The organism is Clostridium sp. D46t1_190503_E9, assembly GCF_015555225.1.
In the GTDB taxonomy this organism is placed as follows: Bacteria; Bacillota; Clostridia; order Clostridiales; family Clostridiaceae; genus Clostridium.
The window spans coordinates 365,282-384,500 of the sequence record NZ_JADNKB010000001.1; the positions used below are offsets into that span (position 1 = coordinate 365,282).

Annotated in this window: 18 protein-coding genes and 1 other annotated feature; all 18 genes read right to left on the reverse strand. The window is 28.7% G+C overall.

Translation table 11 applies throughout. The features are described from left to right. Window positions 1–14 precede the first annotated feature (14 nt). Window positions 15–482, reverse strand: coding sequence for a Fur family transcriptional regulator (locus I2E83_RS01620; RefSeq protein WP_195263685.1), 468 nt, complete (start codon window positions 480–482; stop codon window positions 15–17). Window positions 483–517: 35 nt separating this feature from the next. Then, on the reverse strand, window positions 518–793 hold the full coding sequence (locus I2E83_RS01625; RefSeq protein ID WP_195263686.1) for a DUF1292 domain-containing protein: 276 nt from the start codon (window positions 791–793) through the stop codon (window positions 518–520). A gap of 80 nt (window positions 794–873) precedes the next feature. Next, window positions 874–1,290, reverse strand: a complete 417-nt coding sequence (gene ruvX, locus I2E83_RS01630; RefSeq protein ID WP_195263687.1) for a Holliday junction resolvase RuvX — start codon at window positions 1,288–1,290, stop codon at window positions 874–876. A gap of 47 nt (window positions 1,291–1,337) precedes the next feature. After that, window positions 1,338–1,595: an IreB family regulatory phosphoprotein gene (locus tag I2E83_RS01635; protein WP_008678270.1), complete on the reverse strand. Its 258-nt coding sequence runs from the start codon at window positions 1,593–1,595 to the stop codon at window positions 1,338–1,340. A 159-nt stretch (window positions 1,596–1,754) separates the two neighbouring features. Beyond that, the gene (gene alaS, locus I2E83_RS01640; protein WP_195428319.1) at window positions 1,755–4,394 is read right to left on the reverse strand and encodes an alanine--tRNA ligase; all 2,640 of its coding nucleotides are present in this window, start codon (window positions 4,392–4,394) and stop codon (window positions 1,755–1,757) included. A 63-nt stretch (window positions 4,395–4,457) separates the two neighbouring features. After that, window positions 4,458–4,630: a binding site (T-box leader), on the reverse strand. A gap of 62 nt (window positions 4,631–4,692) precedes the next feature. Then, window positions 4,693–5,724, reverse strand: a complete 1,032-nt coding sequence (locus I2E83_RS01645; RefSeq protein ID WP_195263689.1) for an AI-2E family transporter — start codon at window positions 5,722–5,724, stop codon at window positions 4,693–4,695. Then, the gene (locus I2E83_RS01650) at window positions 5,718–6,200 is read right to left on the reverse strand and encodes a PRC-barrel domain-containing protein (RefSeq protein ID WP_195263690.1); all 483 of its coding nucleotides are present in this window, start codon (window positions 6,198–6,200) and stop codon (window positions 5,718–5,720) included. The genes I2E83_RS01645 and I2E83_RS01650 overlap by 7 nt, the downstream gene beginning before the upstream one ends. A gap of 87 nt (window positions 6,201–6,287) precedes the next feature. Further along, entirely contained in the window at window positions 6,288–7,376 is a 1,089-nt protein-coding gene (gene mnmA, locus I2E83_RS01655; protein WP_195263703.1) for a tRNA 2-thiouridine(34) synthase MnmA, read from the reverse strand. 2 nt (window positions 7,377–7,378) lie between these two features. Further along, complete coding sequence (gene nifU / locus I2E83_RS01660; protein ID WP_008678265.1) at window positions 7,379–7,810, reverse strand: Fe-S cluster assembly scaffold protein NifU; 432 nt, start codon at window positions 7,808–7,810, stop codon at window positions 7,379–7,381. Next, window positions 7,794–8,993: a cysteine desulfurase NifS gene (gene nifS / locus I2E83_RS01665; RefSeq protein WP_195263691.1), complete on the reverse strand. Its 1,200-nt coding sequence runs from the start codon at window positions 8,991–8,993 to the stop codon at window positions 7,794–7,796. The genes nifU and nifS overlap by 17 nt, the downstream gene beginning before the upstream one ends. Window positions 8,994–8,995: 2 nt before the next feature. Then, window positions 8,996–9,448, reverse strand: a complete 453-nt coding sequence (locus I2E83_RS01670) for an Rrf2 family transcriptional regulator (RefSeq protein WP_195263692.1) — start codon at window positions 9,446–9,448, stop codon at window positions 8,996–8,998. Between the two features lie 102 nt (window positions 9,449–9,550). Then, entirely contained in the window at window positions 9,551–10,792 is a 1,242-nt protein-coding gene (locus I2E83_RS01675; protein ID WP_195263693.1) for a replication-associated recombination protein A, read from the reverse strand. Between the two features lie 27 nt (window positions 10,793–10,819). Beyond that, a complete protein-coding gene (locus I2E83_RS01680) occupies window positions 10,820–11,302 on the reverse strand; it encodes a hypothetical protein (protein ID WP_195263694.1) in 483 nt (160 codons plus the stop codon). A 152-nt stretch (window positions 11,303–11,454) separates the two neighbouring features. Next, the gene (gene adhE, locus I2E83_RS01685; RefSeq protein WP_195263695.1) at window positions 11,455–14,079 is read right to left on the reverse strand and encodes a bifunctional acetaldehyde-CoA/alcohol dehydrogenase; all 2,625 of its coding nucleotides are present in this window, start codon (window positions 14,077–14,079) and stop codon (window positions 11,455–11,457) included. An 801-nt stretch (window positions 14,080–14,880) separates the two neighbouring features. Then, entirely contained in the window at window positions 14,881–15,294 is a 414-nt protein-coding gene (locus I2E83_RS01690) for a HutP family protein (RefSeq protein ID WP_195428320.1), read from the reverse strand. Between the two features lie 102 nt (window positions 15,295–15,396). Further along, the gene (locus tag I2E83_RS01695) at window positions 15,397–15,849 is read right to left on the reverse strand and encodes a MarR family transcriptional regulator (RefSeq protein ID WP_195263697.1); all 453 of its coding nucleotides are present in this window, start codon (window positions 15,847–15,849) and stop codon (window positions 15,397–15,399) included. Between the two features lie 114 nt (window positions 15,850–15,963). Then, window positions 15,964–16,680: an MgtC/SapB family protein gene (locus I2E83_RS01700; RefSeq protein ID WP_195263698.1), complete on the reverse strand. Its 717-nt coding sequence runs from the start codon at window positions 16,678–16,680 to the stop codon at window positions 15,964–15,966. A gap of 398 nt (window positions 16,681–17,078) precedes the next feature. Continuing rightward, window positions 17,079–19,076, reverse strand: a complete 1,998-nt coding sequence (locus I2E83_RS01705; RefSeq protein ID WP_195428321.1) for a methyl-accepting chemotaxis protein — start codon at window positions 19,074–19,076, stop codon at window positions 17,079–17,081. Window positions 19,077–19,219: the final 143 nt, after the last annotated feature.

The window sequence follows — 19,219 nt, forward strand, 5'->3', positions numbered from 1 at the left end:
TTCCCTTATTTATCTTATTTATTGTTATCCATTTTGCTTTGGCATTTTCTACAAACACCAAAGAATTTAACACTATGGTCTACAATTTTAAAACCATATGATCTTTCAACTTCTTCTTCAAGTTCATCTAATAAATCATCCTGAACCTCAATAACGCTTTTGCATTCATTACAAACTAAGTGATGGTGTCTATGCCCCTCATCTTTACGAACTAATTCATATCTACTACAACCATCATTTAAATCCAGCTTACAGATTACACCTAATTCTTCTAACAAAATTATAGTTCTATATACTGTAGCTAAACCAATCTCAGGACAACTCTTTTTAACTTCATCATAAATTTCTTCTGCAGTTAAATGTTCTCCTTCTTTATCTATAATAGTGTCAACTATAGCTCTTCTTTGAGGCGTCAATTTATACCCTTTTTGTTTTAAATCTTCTTTTAAAACATTAAAATCTATACTATTTGATTGTTCCACAAACAACACCCCTTTCCTTTTTTCTTAGTTAGATTTTATTCTTCATCAGCAAAAATAGTATCATAAGCTTCTTGAACGGCTGCTAATTCAACTTCGTCATCTATAGGTATTAATAGATCATCTCCGTCTTCATCTACTCCTACCTTTAAAGCAAATATATCATCTTCAGTATAATCATCATCATAAACTATAACATATTCACTTTTTTCTTCTGTATCTGGATTTACCATATCAAAAAATGCAACAACATTTAACTTTACTAATTTTCCATCTTCATCATATAATTCTAATTGTTTTAAATCCTTATCCATAAATTTTCTCTCCTTTTTTTATAATTGTAATTTTTACCTTAATGGTTGTCAATAATAATTTTCAATTGGAAATGAATTAATTATTTCATACTAAGCCTATCTAAATATCCTTGTAGTATATAAGTAGCTGCTATTTTATCAACTATTTTCTTTCTTTTTCCCCTTGATAAGTCCGCTTCAAGCATCGCCTTATGAGCAGCTACAGTAGTAAGTCTTTCATCCCACATCTCAATTTTTATACCTGTAGCTTCTTTTATTATCTCTGAAAGTTCTAGTACTCTTTCTCCTGATTCCCCTATAGTCCCATTCATATTTTTAGGTAAACCTATTACTATAGTTTCAACAGAATATTCTTTACATATTTTTTTGATTTCTTCTATATCCTGCTCTCTTTTAGTCCTTCTTATAGTAGTAATTCCCTGTGCAGTCCAACCTAAAGGATCACTTATTGCAACACCTATAGTTTTAGATCCAACATCTAAACCTAGTATTCTCATATTTATCTCCTTAAACATTAAAGAGTGCCCGATTTAACGGGCACTCTTTATTTTATTTCTAAATAAGATTTTATAACTTCCTCAAGAATTTCATCTCTTTCAAGTTTTCTTAGTAAAGCTCTTGCTCCGTTGTAGCTTGTGATGTAAGAAGGGTCCCCTGAAATAAGATATCCAACTAACTGATTTATCGGATTATAACCTTTCTCCTGTAACGCATTGTAAACATCTGTCAATATTGACTTTGTTAAATCCTCTTTGTTGATGTTTAAATTAAATTGCATTGTTTGATCTAAGTTATTATTCATACAACTGCTGCTATTTGCAGCTCACCCCCTTACTTATATTTAGTTTAACAGTATCCCTAATAATATTATCTCTTATTTTAAAAATTCTATTCACGGGTTTACTTAATTTAATTATATTATAAACCATATAATTATAAAAGTACACTATTTTACTAAAGATTATTTTATTAAAGATTCTACTACTACGTATGTTTTTTCAATTGCAGATTTGATATTTTCTGGATTCTTACCGCCAGCTTGAGCCATATCCGGTCTTCCACCGCCGCCTCCGCCTACTACTGCAGCAACCTCTTTAATTATCTTTCCACAATGAATACCTTTTTCTAAAACATCCTTAGTAGCCATAGAAACCACATTAACTTTTCCACCTACATTACTTAATAAGACAACAACTCCACTTGAAAGTTTATTTCTCATTTTATCTCCTAAGTCTCTTAATGCATTTCCATCTATTCCTTCTACACCATAAGCTACTACTTTTACACCATTTACTTCTTTAACTGAGGCTAAAATATCATCTTCAACACCGCTTGTTAACTTACTCTTAAGCTCTAAAATTTCTTTTTCTTTTTCTTTAATTTCAACACCTTGTGAAGCTATCTTCTTTAATACATCTTTTTCACTACATTTTAAAGCACTACATGCTTCTTTTAGGAGTCTTTGCTTTTCTTCCATATATTTTATAGCATTTAATCCTGACACTGCTTCTATTCTTCTTATTCCAGCAGCAACACCTGCTTCATTTATTATTTTAAATAATCCAATTTCTCCTGAGTTATTAACGTGAGTACCTCCACAAAGTTCCTTTGAGAATTCTCCAACACTTACAACTCTAACCTTATCTCCATATTTATCATCAAATAAAGCCATTGCACCTGATTCTCTTGCTTCATCTAAAGTCATAAGATTTGTATTAACATTAAATACTTCCATTATCTTTTTGTTAACTAACTCTTCTACCTTTTCTATTTCATCTTCTGTTAACCCTTGAAAGTGAGCAAAGTCAAATCTTAATCTTTCATCATCAACATATGAACCTGCTTGATTTACATGCTTACCTACAACTTGTTTTAACGCCTCATGTAGCATATGTGTAGCAGTATGATTCTTAGTTATATTATTTCTTCTTAAAACATCTATCTTTAGATTTGCCACTTCATTTATCTTTATTGTTCCATCTAAAACTTTAACATAATGAATAGTTTTTCCACCAACATTTTTCTTAGTATCATAGACACAAGCTTCTCCAGAAGAAGTTTTTATAATACCTTTGTCACCTACTTGACCACCCATTTCAGCATAAAAAGGTGTTTTTTCAGTAACTATATATCCCTTTTCACCTTTTGACAATTCATCTACAAACTCATTATCATTAGCTAAAACAAGAATTTTAGAATCTACTTCAACATTGCTATATCCAATAAACTCAGTATTTATTGAAGCTTCTATCTTATTAATTGGGCTTTCATCGCTTCCCATATATGATGATTCCCCTCTTGCACTTCTTGCTCTTTGTCTTTGCTCATCCATTTCTTTTCTAAATGCTTCGTGATCAACATTCATGCCTTTTTCTTCTAAGATTTCTTCTGTTAACTCTATAGGGAATCCATAAGTATCATATAGTTTAAATGCTTTTTCACCCTTTAAAGTTTTTTCATTAGAAGATTCCATATCTTCTATATAGTCATTTAATATGTTCATTCCTGAATCTATTGTTTCATTAAATCTTTCTTCTTCTAGTAAAACTATTCTTTCTATATATTCTTTATTTTCTATAAGCATTGGATACGCACCACTATAGTTTTCAACTACTGATTGAACTATTTCAGCTAAGAATAATCCCTTTATACCAAGTAATCTTCCATGTCTAGCTGCTCTTCTTAAAAGTCTTCTTAATACATATCCTCTACCTTCATTACTTGGTTGAACACCATCAGAAATTAGCATAGTTACAGATTTAACATGATCTGTTATTATTCTTAAAGAAATGTCTTTAAGCTTATCTTCCCCATATTTTACTCCTGAAAGCTCTGATACTTTATTTAAAATATTTTTAACTGTATCTATTTCAAATATATTATCTACACCTTGCATTATAGTTGCAATTCTTTCAAGTCCCATTCCTGTGTCTATATTAGGATTTGCTAATTTATTGTAATTTCCTTCTTCGTCCTTATCAAATTGAGTAAATACAAGATTCCAAAACTCAACTACTCTATCTTCATCACTTGCTTTTACAAAGTCATCTACATTTGTAATTACACCCTCGCCTCTATCATAATGAATTTCTGTACATGGTCCACATGGGCCAACACCTATTTCCCAGAAGTTATCATCTTTTCCTAATCTAAATATCCTATTTGGATCTACATTTGTCTTTTTACACCAAATATCATAAGCTTCATCATCTTCTAAATATATTGTTACGTATAATTTATCTTTTGGAATTTGAAGAGTTTCAGTTATGAACTCCCAAGCCCAAGGAATAATTTCTTCTTTAAAATAATCTCCAAATGAGAAGTTCCCAAGCATTTCAAAGAATGTACCATGTCTTGAAGTCTTACCTACATTTTCTATATCTCCTGTTCTTATGCACTTTTGGCAAGTAGTTATTCTTTTTCTTGGTGGCTCTTGTAAGCCAGTGAAATATGGCTTAAGAGGTGCCATACCTGCATTTATTAATAATAAAGATTTATCATTTTTAGGGACTAGAGGAAAACTCTCTAATCTTAAGTGATCTTTTGATTCAAAAAATCTTAAATAAGCTTCTCTAAGCTCGTTTGTTCCCATGAACTTCATATATATTACCTCCATTTTTTACTTTACAGTATTTTATAATAAAAAAAGTTTCCATCCCTATAAAAAAGGGACGAAAACATAAATTCCGCGGTACCACCCTAATTATGTATTAACAATACATCACTTAGATAATATAGCTCCAAGATAGCTTCAATATATTATGTAAGAAGTTTTCACCAACCACTTCTTCTCTAAATACATAGTGTATATTTACTCATTCTCTTCAACGCTAAATATTAATTTTTCTTATATTTCAATGAAATTATAGTTTATTTATTAAAATATGTCAATTATTTTATTAAAACAAATAATCATTGATATCATCATATATTACTTTAACTATAACTCCTATTGGAACTGCCACTATCATCCCTATGAGCCCACCTAATTTTTCTCCTACCAACAATAAAATTATAATTATTATAGGATGCATATTAGTACTATCTCCTGTTATTTTAGGAGATAATATATTTCCTTCAATTTGTTGTATCAAAAATATTGCTAAAAGTGTCCATAAAGCTTTATTGGGCGATTCCAAAAGTGCTACAAATATAGCAGGAACTCCACCTATTATTGGCCCAAAATAAGGTACTATATTCAAGACACCATTAAATATACCAAGTATTAATGCAAATTTAACATTTATTATAAGTAGAACAATAAATGTTAGTACTCCTATAATTAATGATAATAATAATTGACTTATTATATATCTTGACAAAACTTTATCTATATGACTAATAACCTTTTTAGCAATTATCCTCTTTTCTGTTGGTAATATTAATAAAAGCTTATTATAAATAAGATCACCATCAACTAGGAAATAATATGTTACTATTGGTACAATAGCAAAAGAAATCATACTTTCAAAACAAACCATTAAGTTTTCCAAAAAATTATCAGTAGCTTTACTAAAAAACATATTTATTTCTTCACTCATTTGATTATATATTGATTTTAAAAAGGATATATCATTTAAATTCAATTTATCTACAATATTCTTAACATATTCATCAATATTATCTAGTATATATCCAATATTAGAGCTTTCTCTTAACATTGAAGGGATAACTATATATGAAAGTAATATTAAACCAAATAATATAGTTAGTATTATAGAAATTGACGAAATCCTTTTGCTTAATTTAAACTTCTCACTTATAGTATCTCTTAGAGGTTTTAAAGCATAGGCCAATATAAATCCTATAAAAATAATATTTACTATACTGTTTATTGTCTTAATTTTTATATACAAAATTAAAATTAAAACAATTGATAGGATTATTAAAATTGAATTTATAATCTTTTTATATTTCTTATATATCAACATGTTTTTCTTTTACGAGGTATACTTTGAAGCCTAACCTCATCACTTCCATAATATAAGATAAAGTCTTCACCTAATAAACAATCTTTCAATAACAATATTTCTTTACCTTTTATCATCCTATCAAATATTCCCGAACTCATAACTATGCCTTTTATTGATAAATCTTTTTTTTCAATTATTAAATCTTCTAATACCCCTCTCATTGTATTATTTTTATCTTTAATATCCATATCTTTTATACTCTTAAAAGATAATCCTTCTTTTTTATTTAATTCTTTTACAATCATTACTTCTTCTAAAGAAATAATATCACCGCTTCTAACAAAATTTTTCTTACTAAACAGAAGATAATTAGAAACAAAAAAACCAACTATTTTACCTTCATGAAAATTAATATATATGTCATCTACAACACCTAGGTACTTCCCCCTTATATCATACACTTTTAGTAGATAGAAATCCTTACTCTTTAACATAAGCTTTCTCCCTTCTATATAGAATAACTATATTATCTCCTAAAGATAAAAAAAAATTCTCATATATACATATGAGAATTTTCTTATTTATATAATTTCTTCTATTATTCCGCCACCAACAACGACGTTTCCATCATAAAATACAACTGATTGTCCTTTAGTTATAGCTCTTTGCTTTTCCTTAAAAGAAACTTTAACTTTTCCATCTGCAAGTGGTGATATTATTGCTTCAGAAGGTTTTGCCTGATATCTAACCTTAGCAAATACAGTTGTTTCTTCATTAAGAGAATCAAAAGGAATAAAGTTAACATCCTTTGCAACTAAATCAGTTTTAAACACATCTTCTTCTGGCCCTATAACAACTTCATTAGTTCTTGGGTTTATATCAGTAACAAAAATAGGAGTTCCTAATGCTAAACCTAAGCCTTTTCTTTGGCCAATTGTATAATAAACTATACCTTTATGTTTACCTAATATATTACCATTTTTATCAACAAAATTTCCTTCTCTCACTTGATTTGGTCTAGCATTTAAAATGTATTTACCATGATTATTATCAGGTATAAAGCATATTTCTTCACTATCTTTTTTATTGTGAACTGCAAGACCAATCTCTTTAGCTATTTCTCTTATTTTATCCTTAGTATAATCTCCACAAGGCATTAATGTTTGACTTAATTGTTCTTGTGTAAAGTTATATAAAGCATATGTCTGATCTTTTTTATCATCATCTGCTTTTATTAAAAGATATCTACCATCTTCTTTTTTCTCTATTTTAGCATAATGTCCTGTAGCTACATAATCAGCTCCAATCCCTTTTGCTCTTCTTAGAAATTCATCAAACTTTATATGTTTATTACAAGCAATACATGGATTAGGTGTTTTTCCTTCCATATACTCTTGTACAAAATAATCTATTACCTTTTCTTTAAATGAATCCTTAAAATTAAGAACATAAAAAGGTATTCCTAGTTTATCGGCAACTCTTCTTGCATCTTCTACTGAAGAAAGAGAACAACATCCACCTTCTCTTTCAACATAGTCTTCATCTTCATCATCAAAATGTTTCATTGTTACGCCTATTACTTCGTAACCTTGCTCTTTTAAAAGATATGCAGCAACGGAGCTATCAACTCCGCCACTCATACCTACAACTACTTTTTTCTTCATATTAATTCCTATTCGTGACCATGAACATGATCATGTATATCATCATGTTCTTCAAAATCCCAAAGCTCTAAACCTGTGTTTTTTCTATAGTCATTAATTGCCTTATGTATAGCTTCTTCTGCTAAAACAGAACAATGCATCTTTACAGGTGGAAGTCCATCTAAAGCTTCTGCTACTGCTTTATTTGATAATTCCCAAGCTTCTTCTACAGTCTTTCCTTTTATTAATTCTGTTGCCATTGATGATGAAGCAATAGCAGATCCACATCCAAATGTTTTGAATTTAACATCTTTAACTATATTGTCTTCAATTTTTAAATAAACCTTCATTATATCTCCGCATTTAGCGTTTCCCACTTCACCTACGCCATTTGCATCTTCAATTTCCCCTACATTTCTTGGATTTCTAAAATGATCCATAACCTTATCGCTGTACATCATAATATTTTTCTCCCTTCTTTAAAAAGTCTTCCCATAATGGAGACATATTTCTAAGTCTTTCTATAATAGGTGGAACAACTTCAAGTACATAATCTACATCTTCATCTGTTGAACCATCACCTAATGTCAATCTTAGAGATCCATGAGCTAACTCATGAGGTAATCCTATTGCTAGTAATACGTGAGATGGATCAAGTGATCCTGAAGTACATGCACTACCACTTGATGCGCATACACCTTCAAAGTCTAATGATAGAAGTATTGATTCACCTTCTATAAATTCAAAAGTAATATTAGCATTACCTGGTAATCTTTTTTCCCCTACTGGTCCATTTAATCTTGTATGTGGTACATTTAATAAACCTTCAATTAATCTATCTCTAAGTTTAGTTATCTTCTTATTATGTTCTTCTAAATTTTCAGTAGCAAGTTCAATTGCCTTTCCAAGCCCTACTATAGAAGCTGTATTTTCAGTTCCAGCTCTTCTAGCTCTTTCTTGACCACCACCATGAATTAAGTTGTCAATTCTAACGCCTTTTCTTATATAAAGTGCTCCTATTCCTTTTGGTCCATAAACTTTATGTCCTGCTAAAGATAATAAATCAATATTCATTTCTTTAACATCTACTGGAACATTTCCTATTGCTTGAACTGCATCAGTATGGAATAAAACTTTTCTTTCTCTACAAATTTCCCCTATTTCTTTAACAGGTTGAATAGTTCCTATTTCGTTATTTGCAAACATAATTGAAACTAATATTGTCTTATCAGTTATAGCATTTTTAAGTTCTTCTAAGTCAATAAAACCTTCTTTGTCTACATTCAGATAAGTCACTTCAAATCCATTTTTCTCTAAGTATTCACATGTGTGAAGTACTGCATGGTGTTCAATTTTTGTTGTTATAATATGGTTTCCCTTTTTTCTATGAGCTGATGCTATTCCTTTAATAGCCCAGTTATCTGCTTCTGATCCGCCACCAGTAAAATAAACCTCATTTGGATCACAATTTAAAGTATTAGCAACTCTACTTCTAGCTTTATCAATAGCCATTTTAGTTTCTCTAGAAATTCCATAGAAAGATGATGGATTTCCGTACCTTTCAGTAAAGAATGGCATCATTTCTTCTAAAACTTCTGGTTTAACATATGTAGTTGCTGCATAATCCATGTATACATTTCTCATGTCTATTCGCTCCTTTTAACAATCTTAACGGATTGATTTTCATCCTTCATTCTTACATAATCATCTACTATATCTTGAAGTGTAATGTTTTTCATTACTTCATCAATACTATTTTTAATTTTTTCCCATAACAATCTAGTAGCACAAAAATCTACGTTATCACACTCTGTTCCTTCAATGCATTCAGCAATTTCAACAGGTCCTTCAAGTACATTCATAACATCTGCTACTGTTATATCCTTTGGAGCATAATTTAACACATATCCACCTTGAGCACCTCTTATACTTTTAATAAGTTTTGCTTTTCTAAGTGGTGAAAATAATTGCTCTAAATAATATTCTGATATATTTTGTCTTTGGGAGATTGTTTTTATTGAAACGGGGGCATCTCCATAGTGCATTGCAAGGTCTACCATAGCCTTGACCCCGTATCTACCTTTAGTAGAAAGCTTCATTATACTTCCCCCTTTAATGTTGACTATTTTACTAGTATTTACTTTATATATCTTACCAAACCACTCTACTATTGTCAATAATCATCATTTCATCATAACTCCTTATTTTATCTTGTTCCAATACATAGTTATGCTTTCCTCATATTTATTTTTTTGAGGAAAATAATATTTAGAATCTTTTAATCTTTCTGGCATATATATTTGTTTTACATAGTTATTTTCATAATCGTGTGGATACTTATACCCTGAAACACCTAAGCTTTCTGCTCCGGAATAATGTGCATCCTTTAAATAATTGGGTACATCTCCTATATTCTTGTTTTCTAAATCCTTCATAGCATTAGCAATAGCTAAATATGCACTATTAGATTTAGGTAATGTAGCTAAATATATAACAAGTTCTGCTAGTATTATTTGTGCCTCTGGAAGCCCTACCTTTAAAGCCAACTCTATACCTGAATTTACTACACTTAGCGCATTAGGATGTGCAAGTCCTATATCTTCTGCTACTATTACAGAAATTCTTCTTATTATTGCCGTTAAGTTTCCTGATTTAATAAGCCTTGCTAAATAATGTATAGCTGCATCAGGATCACTGCCCCTTATGCTTTTTTGCAATGCACTTAATAAATTGTAATACTCATCACCACTTGCATCTGCTCTCATATGAGATTGATTCAAACTTTCTATATATTCTACAGATATTTCCTTTATATTTTTAAGTTGTGAATTTATAGTTAATTCTAATATATTATAAGCTTTTCTATAATCTCCTTGAGAAATTTCACCAATATACTTCAAAGCTTCTAAAGAATACTCTACATTAATACCTTCACCAATTAGCTTTTTTATCGCCTTCTCTAACCCTATAGTTATATCATGTATATTTAGTGCCTCAAATTTGAATATATTACATCTACTTAATATTGCCTTATGAATTGCAAAATAAGGATTTTCTGTAGTGCTTGCTATTAATGTAACTCTTCCATTCTCTATAAATTCCAAAAGTGCTTGTTGCTGTTTTTTGCTAAAATGCTGTAATTCATCAATATATATAACTACTCCATTATAGTTAAGTAAACTATCCAAACTCTCAGTAATTTCTTGTATATCTTTTACAGAAGCAGTTGTAGCATTTAATTTATAAAATTTTCTATCAACATAATTTGCCATTATATTTGCTAAAGTTGTTTTTCCTGTTCCTGGTGGTCCATACAGTATACAATTTGGAATCATCTTATTTATAATTAAGTTATATAACGGCTTTCCTTTAGCTAATATCTCATTTTGACCAACAAAATCTTCTAATGTTTTTGGTCTCATTATTTCTGCTAATGGTTTCATTATTTTCACTCTTTCTTTTTGTTATTTTTAATTAAATCCTTCATTTAATTCTTTAGCCTTTTCAATATCTTCATATTCAGTAAATCCTTCTATAAAAATTTCTCCGTCTTTTTCTTTTACAATTACTTCAATTGGTACATCTTCGCCTATAGCCTCATCACTTGCATGTTCATCGCCATGTGTCTCTAAAGCTTTTGCTACCATATCAAGAGTCATACACACTTTATATTTTCCATTTTCATTTTTTATACTTACTATTTTACTTTCATATTTCTCAAGATTTAATTCACCTATATATAATGAGTAAAACTCTACATAATTGCAAACATAAAAATTATCCTCACTTATATGTTTCTTCATAGTATCATCGTATCCATCTTTATATGATAAAACTAAATCAATTGTTTCTTTTATCCTTTTCTCATCTTGCCTACTTACATCCTTTGTACATCCAAACATAAGTATTTGTGCAAATAATAATAAAGATATTATTAATATTTTCTTTTTCATATATTTCCTCCATTTTGTAATATTAATTCTTTGTAATATCTTAATAAATTCTCTTTATAAATAATATCACAATTTCTTGTCATATATGAGTAATATGTAAATAAAAAATAGAGACTACATAAGAGTAGCCTCTATTTTTTTATCATAAAATATTATTTTTTCTTAGTTTCTTTTTTAACTTCTTTAGTTTTTGGACCTTCATAAGCTGTAATATACATTTCTCTTAATTCACTCATTAATGGATATCTTGGGTTAGCACCTGTACATTGATCATCAAATGCTTGCTCAACCATTTCATCTAATGTTTCATAGAACTTAGTTTCAGATACTCCAGCTTCTTTTATAGTTTTTGGCATATTAACTTGAGCTTGTAATTTCTCAACAGCCTTTATTAATAATTCTACCTTTTCTTCTTCAGTGTTTCCGCCTAATCCAAGATGATCAGCTATTCTAGCATATCTCCATGCTGCATTTGGATATTTGTATTGAGCAAATGCTGCTTGTTTAGTTGGAGCATCAGTTGCATTGAATCTTATAACTTCATTCATTAATAATGAGTTTGCCATACCGTGTGGTAAGTGATGGAATGCACCTAATTTATGAGCCATTGAGTGTGTAATTCCTAAGAATGCATTTGAGAATGCCATCCCAGCCATACATGATGCATGAGCCATTTTTTCTCTAGCTTTAACATTAGTTGTTCCTTCATTATAAGCATCTGGTAAATACTTAAATACTAATCTTATTGCTTCTAAAGCTAAACCATTAGTATATTCTGAAGCCATTATTGATACATACGCTTCAATTGAGTGAACTAATACGTCTATTCCTGCACAAGCTGTTAATCCCTTTGGTGAAGTCATCATAAGCTCAGCATCAACTATTGCCATATCTGGAGTTAGTTCATAATCTGCAAGTGGATATTTAACACCTGTAGTTTCATCTGTAATAACAGCAAATGGAGTTACTTCTGAACCTGTTCCTGCTGATGTAGCTATTGATACCATCATAGCTTTTTCACCCATAGTTGGGAATTTATAAACTCTCTTTCTTATATCCATAAATCTCATTGCTAAATCTTCAAATTTAACTTCTGGATGTTCATACATTACCCACATAATTTTTGCAGCATCCATTGCTGATCCACCACCAAGGGCAATTATTACATCTGGATTGAAATCTAACATTTCTTTTGCTCCAGCTTTTGCACATCTAAGTGTTGGGTCTGGTTCAACATCTGAGAATATTTTAAATTGTATTCCGTTTCTTTCTAAAACTTCTGTAACCTTATTTGTATATCCCATTTCAAATAATACTTTATCAGTTACTATAAATGCCTTCTTTTTACCCATATCTCTTAATTCTTCTAAAGCTACTGGTAAACAACCATATTTGAAGTAAACTTTTTCTGGAACTCTAAACCAAAGCATATTTTCTCTCCTTTCAGCTATGCTCTTAATGTTAATTAAGTGCTTTGGACCAACATTTTCTGAAACTGAGTTTCCTCCCCATGATCCACATCCAAGAGTTAATGATGGAGCTAGTTTAAAGTTAAATATATCCCCAATAGCACCTTGAGATGCTGGCATGTTTATTAATGTTCTAGCTGTCTTCATCATTTCTCCAAATTTTAATATTCTATCTCTTGATTTAAGTTGATCAGTGTAAAGAATTGAAGTATGTCCCATACCACCTAATTCTATTAATCTATTAGCCTTTTCTAAAGCCTCTTCATATGACTTAACTCTATACATAGCTAAAATTGGAGATAATTTTTCATGTGAAAATGGTTCTTCTAATTCTACAGATTCAACTTCACCAATTAAAACTTTAGCTGTTGTTGGAACATTAACTCCTGCCATTTCTGCAATTTTATAAGCTGATTGACCAACTATATTTGCATTTAATCCACCTTTTTCATTTAATATAATCTTTCTAACCTTATCTACTTCTTCACCCTTAAGAATGTAAGCTCCTCTATCACTTAATTCACTCTTAACTTCATCATAAACTTGATCTATAACAACTAGTGATTGTTCTGATGCACAAATAACCCCATTATCAAATGTTTTTGAAAGTAATATTGAGTTTACAGCCATCTTTATGTGAGCAGTTTCATCTATTATAGCTGGAGTATTACCTGCTCCAACTCCTAAAGCTGGTCTTCCTGATGAATAAGCCGCTTTTACCATTGCTGGACCACCTGTTGCAAGAATTATATCAGATTCTCTCATAACATTTTGTGATAATTCTACTGATGGCTCATCTATCCATCCTATGATTCCCTCTGGAGCTCCAGCCTTAACTGCTGCTTCTAATACTATTCTAGCAGCTTCAATTGTAGCTTTCTTTGCTCTTGGGTGTGGTGATATAATTATTGCATTTCTAGTTTTTAATGCTATTAAAGTTTTAAATATAGCTGTTGAAGTTGGATTAGTTGTTGGAACTATAGCTGCTATAACTCCTATTGGTTCTGCAACCTTTGTTATACCAAAAGTTTTATCTTCTTCTAAAACTCCACAAGTTTTCATATCTTTATATTGATTATATATATATTCAGCTGCGAAATGATTCTTAATAACTTTATCTTCTACTATTCCCATTCCAGTTTCAGCAACTGCCATCTTTGCTAATTTAATTCTGTTATCATTTGCCGCCATAGCTGCTTGTCTAAAAATCTCATCTACTTGCTCTTGATTATAAGTAGCAAATACCCTTTGTGCTTCTCTTAATTCTTTAATTCTTTGAGTTAATTCCTGTGCATTTGTTACAGCCATCTTTTATTCCTCCTAAATATCTATAAGTTAATTTTTACATTCTGATTTATTTACTTTTTTAATATTATGTTTAACTTAACTACATTTTCATTTTATTCCATTGTTTAATTTTTGTCAATCTTTTTTTGTTAAAAGTTTATCACATTTTTTATTTTCTTATTTTTTGTACTATTTTAATGCAATTTCATAAGTTTAAATTTTCCTTTCTTTATTTATTTTGTATTCAAGTTTGATATTTCTTATAATATTCGACTTTATACCTCTACCATTTTCTGAATACTTGCTCATTTTTGAGTTATGGTATAATTTTAGAAAAAATCCCCAAGAAATTTGTTGAGTTAATTTTGTAAATTTCGGTAGTTAATTGTTATATTTATAACAATTAATGAGTTAAACATAACAATTCCTTGACCAATATTTTCAAAAATAAAAATATTAGCTTTATTAGAAATACTAAAGCTAATATTAATTTTCCAAAAATCCGTTTAAATATTTATATATAATAATCTTTAATTCGTAAGATTATTATATTAAACTTTATATTCACTTATATATTTTTATACGTAATTATCTAATAAGGTTAAAAGCTATTTTTCTTTAATTACTTATTATTAAGTTTCCCTTTTTTCTTATATAATTAATTTAAAATATTCAAAAGAATATATTCTATAAATTATATATTCCATCCATAATATATAAACATCATAATCATTATTTTTATTTAAATTTTTATTAGTTATTTTATAAAAAATAAAGGTAATATGTTTATATTTATAAACATATTACCTTTATTTGTACTAATCATTCAGGAATAGCTCTATGCCCTATCCCAATCACTACTTCATCTAAATGTAGTAGTCCAACACTTAGAAAAATACATACAGTTAGGTGTTCTCCTCTTCTTGCAATCCCTACTTTTCCACCTACATTTTGTCCACTTGCTCTGTTCCAAACCTGCATCAATGCATCTCTAGTTGCTCCAATTACTCCACCTTCGTGTAAATGTTCTTCTCTTATTACTCCATTTCTTTTAGAAGCTACTAATGCTCTTTCTAATATTTTAGATGTTGAATCATTTATATTACCACCTATATTTACAGCAGTTACTAAGACACCTTTTTTCTTAAATTCAACCTTAAGTTCTTCCTCTTCATCTCTAGATGAAATTGCCATCCTAGTTGCATACTTAGCAACTTCTAAACTAGTGTTTCCCATAATATCCTCCCACCCCTAATATTTATACATTAATAATATCATAAACATTAGATTCATTATAGTAACTTAAACTGATTACTTTATTAGAACAACTAGTTTTTCTTACTTTATATTTTCACATTTATCTTTAAAATATTTATTTAATTTATCTAAAGACCCTATCAATACATTCTTTTCATCTTCTGAAAGATCATCCATCATACTTCTTACCATTTCATTATGAAATCTTTCATGTAGTCTATGTGCAACTTTTCCCTTTTTAGTTAATTCAACTAACACTACTCTTCTATCTTCTTCTATTCTTTTTCTATCTACATATCCCTTTTTAATTAATCTATTAATTGATGTAGTTAATGTTCCAACAGTTATACCTAAATCCTGTGCTACTTCACTCATCATTCTTTGTTCTTTTCTTCCTATTGTCTCGATTGTATGCATTTCTCTAACAGATAAGTCTGAAAAATGCCCACTTTTCAAAGTTTTTTCTTCAATTTGTAATATTTCATTAAATATTTTTACAAGCAACTCATTAACTATATTTTCACTTCTTTGCATAATAACTTTATCCCATCCTTTTTCTATAGTTCCTCAATTAAATAATAATCTAATAGTAATCAAATTTCAATTGTATAATAAATATTTTTATATAAAGTATTTTGAATATCAAAATTAATTTAACATTTTTATATAAATTATATTTTCATTATTTCTTAATACATCTATTATTTTATCCAATTTTACATATCCAGGTTGTATAATTGTATATATAGCATGAACCTCACTTTCATCATAACGATTTTTTTCTTTATCTAAAAGGTATTCAACTATTTTTATCTTTAAGTTTTCATTTTCAAGCGATTTTTGTATTTCTATATTTACATTCTCTATATCATGATATTTAATTTCAACCTTCTTAACTATATTCTTTGATATAAACTTGCTTTCTATTCTTTTCAAAAAAACTAATGTTATAACTATTATAATAGCTCCAAATATACTTATATAATATTCTCCCATCCCTATAGATAGTCCTAGACAAGCAACTATCCATAAAGTTGCTGCAGTAGTTAATCCCTTAATATTTCCCTTGGTATGGATTATAGCTCCTGCTCCAATAAATCCAACCCCAGTAATTACTTGTGCTCCTAGTCTTCCATAATCAATTTTTATAACATCACTTAACTCTTTATTTGCTTCAATCATTGCAATTGCTTTATTTCCCATATCAATTTGTAATAAAGATATTATTGTTGCTCCTAAGCATACTAATATATGGGTTCTAAATCCTGCTGCTCTATGTTGCATTTCCCTTTCATATCCAATTATTCCTCCAACTATAACAGCAAGAACTAACCTGATTATTATTTCTCTAATGTCTAATATCATCTTATCCTCCTTTAAAGTGCTAAGTTAAAATACTACATTATTTATCTTATGATTCAAAGTAAAGTATTTTGATTATATTTCTATAAAACATATATTATTTTCTATATTTTTTTATAATAAAAAAGGGGCTATACCAAAATAAATTTTAATATTAGCCTACAAAAAAGAAGTTCTAATTTAATTCAAACTTCCCTTTTTGTAAATATATAAATAATAAATAAAAATTTGTATTTAAGTTTAAAAACATCTTTAAGTAAGTAAAATCAATGGTTTAAAAGGGGCTCGCGAAACGCGAGCCCCTTTATAAAAATAATAGATTAACTTTTTAAGGCAATAAAGCTTACTTGAAATTGAATAAATTTTATATTAAATAGATTTCTGAGACTACACCTTTAGCTTTATATCTTAAACCTATCAATAGATTTTAAAACTTCAATACTTCTATATGCTAAATCCTCAGAATCCTCAGCTACATTTTCACTAAATTTATTTAAATCATTTGATGATGCCGTTATTTCTTCAGATGCACTAGATATCTCCCTTGATGCTTTTGCCACATTTATAATTTTCTCTAGTATATTCTTCTTTCTTTCATCTATTTCTATAAATGAAGTATTTATATTACTTATTCTAGGTGTTATACTCTTTACCTCTTTAGCTATATCATTAAATGAATTAATTGAATTATTTATAATACTTCTTTGTAAGTGAAGCTTTTTATTAATTTCTACAGTATCTTCTGCTATTGCCTTTGTATTTTTAAATACATTATTTAGTATAATATGAATATTATTTGATGCATTATTTGAATTTTCCGCAAGCTTCCTTATTTCATCAGCTACTACAGCAAAACCCTTTCCAGCTTCCCCAACTCTAGCTGCTTCTATAGCTGCATTTAAAGCTAATAAGTTTGTTTGATCCGAAATATCATTTATTAAAACTAGTATATCTTTTACTGTGCTTATATCATTAAGCATATTATCCATATTATCACTAAATTCACTAAATCTATTATCAAAATCCTCAGCCGCCACTATTAAAGTATTCATTTCACTACTATTCTTTATTGATTTAATTTCGATATCTTTTGCCATATCATCTATCTTTACAATATTCCTTGAAATTTCATCTATTTCTTCACTAAAGACATTAATTACACCTATTGTATTTTCTAATTCCCCTTTTTGAGTATTACTAAATGCTGCTACTTCAAAAATAGAAGTAGATATATCACTTGCTAATTTATTTAATTCTTTAGAAACAACAGCAAGAGAAGTTGATTTTTCTGAGACATCTTTTGAAGATATTTTTATTTTAGATATAATATCCTTTACTGAACTTCTAGTAGTTTCTATAGACTTACATATATCCCCTATTTCATCTTTTCTATTTAGATGATTTTCTGCAAAACTAACTGTTAAATCTCCGTTAGAAATATGTATCATATTAGTTTTTATATTTTCTAAAACTTTTGTTATTCCCCTAGTAATAATATATATTAATAAAATACTAAAAATTAATATAGAAGAAACTATTAGTAATGTAGTATTTCTAAATTCTTTCAATGATTTAAGCAAGTCATCACTATCTACAGTTATTCCTATAGACCAACCAGTACTTGCTATAGGAGAATAAGCAATATAAGATTTATTACCATTTTGATTATACTCTGAGGAACCACTTTTTCCAGAAATCATATCTTTTTGTACATTTATAACATCCTTATAATTCTCATCATTTCCATATTGATTAATTAAATTGCTTTTTTCCATAACAAAATAAAAATCATCATGGGCTATAACAGTTCCTTCAGAGTTTAAAATAAAAGCTGAGCCAGTATCTAAAAATTCAATATCATTTGATAATTTACTAAAATCTTCTGTTGATTTTAATCCTAGTATGGCTCCAACTATTTTATTATCCTTTTTTAGTGGTACAGTATATGCAGTTACTCTACTTTTATCAATAGATGATATAAATGGATCTGATATTACCTCACTACCATTTATTGTCTTCTTGAAATAATCCTTATCTTGTATATGTTCCATTCCATCCTTATAATAAACAACTCCATCTAATCCACATATTCCTATATTATCAAAGTTCCTCTTTTCAATCTCATTTTTCAGTATATCTCTTTTTTCTTTTATTGATATTTCATCGCTAGAAAGTCTTTTATCCATAGCTATTTCTTCTAAATTTTTAGTACTTTCTAAAAACTTATCATTTATTCTCATTGAGGCTTGTTTGGACATTTCCTCCATTATAATTAGGCTATTTTTTACTAATGTATTTTTCGCAGTATAATATGATATAGTTGAGTTGCTAATAGTTCCTATAGCTATTACTGGAATAAAAAATAGTAGCATCTTTACTAATAGCTTTTTAAAATTCATCATAATCCCCCATATACTTATTTTTCTTGGCAACGTTTCCAAAACTTTATATTACAATTCATTTGATTGATATAATATAAGATAAGTAAACATTTACTTCTATATTTCAATTATATCTCCTAAATTTATACTGATACAATAGT

Bases quoted from the DNA above. Each gene is read 5' to 3' on its own strand.
- I2E83_RS01675 (WP_195263693.1), bottom strand. From the start codon at position 10,792: ATGAAACCATTAGCAGAAATAATGAGACCAAAAACATTAGAAGATTTT.
- adhE (WP_195263695.1), bottom strand. From the start codon at position 14,079: ATGGCTGTAACAAATGCACAGGAATTAACTCAAAGAATTAAAGAATTA.
- I2E83_RS01690 (WP_195428320.1), bottom strand. From the start codon at position 15,294: ATGGGAAACACTAGTTTAGAAGTTGCTAAGTATGCAACTAGGATGGCA.
- I2E83_RS01705 (WP_195428321.1), bottom strand. From the start codon at position 19,076: ATGAATTTTAAAAAGCTATTAGTAAAGATGCTACTATTTTTTATTCCA.
- nifU (WP_008678265.1), bottom strand. From the start codon at position 7,810: ATGATGTACAGCGATAAGGTTATGGATCATTTTAGAAATCCAAGAAAT.
- I2E83_RS01680 (WP_195263694.1), bottom strand. From the start codon at position 11,302: ATGAAAAAGAAAATATTAATAATATCTTTATTATTATTTGCACAAATA.
- I2E83_RS01625 (WP_195263686.1), bottom strand. From the start codon at position 793: ATGGATAAGGATTTAAAACAATTAGAATTATATGATGAAGATGGAAAA.
- ruvX (WP_195263687.1), bottom strand. From the start codon at position 1,290: ATGAGAATACTAGGTTTAGATGTTGGATCTAAAACTATAGGTGTTGCA.
- I2E83_RS01700 (WP_195263698.1), bottom strand. From the start codon at position 16,680: ATGATATTAGACATTAGAGAAATAATAATCAGGTTAGTTCTTGCTGTT.
- I2E83_RS01650 (WP_195263690.1), bottom strand. From the start codon at position 6,200: ATGTTAAAGAGTAAGGATTTCTATCTACTAAAAGTGTATGATATAAGG.
- I2E83_RS01695 (WP_195263697.1), bottom strand. From the start codon at position 15,849: ATGCAAAGAAGTGAAAATATAGTTAATGAGTTGCTTGTAAAAATATTT.
- alaS (WP_195428319.1), bottom strand. From the start codon at position 4,394: ATGAAGTTCATGGGAACAAACGAGCTTAGAGAAGCTTATTTAAGATTT.
- nifS (WP_195263691.1), bottom strand. From the start codon at position 8,993: ATGAGAAATGTATACATGGATTATGCAGCAACTACATATGTTAAACCA.
- I2E83_RS01670 (WP_195263692.1), bottom strand. From the start codon at position 9,448: ATGAAGCTTTCTACTAAAGGTAGATACGGGGTCAAGGCTATGGTAGAC.
- I2E83_RS01635 (WP_008678270.1), bottom strand. From the start codon at position 1,595: ATGAATAATAACTTAGATCAAACAATGCAATTTAATTTAAACATCAAC.
- I2E83_RS01645 (WP_195263689.1), bottom strand. From the start codon at position 5,724: ATGTTGATATATAAGAAATATAAAAAGATTATAAATTCAATTTTAATA.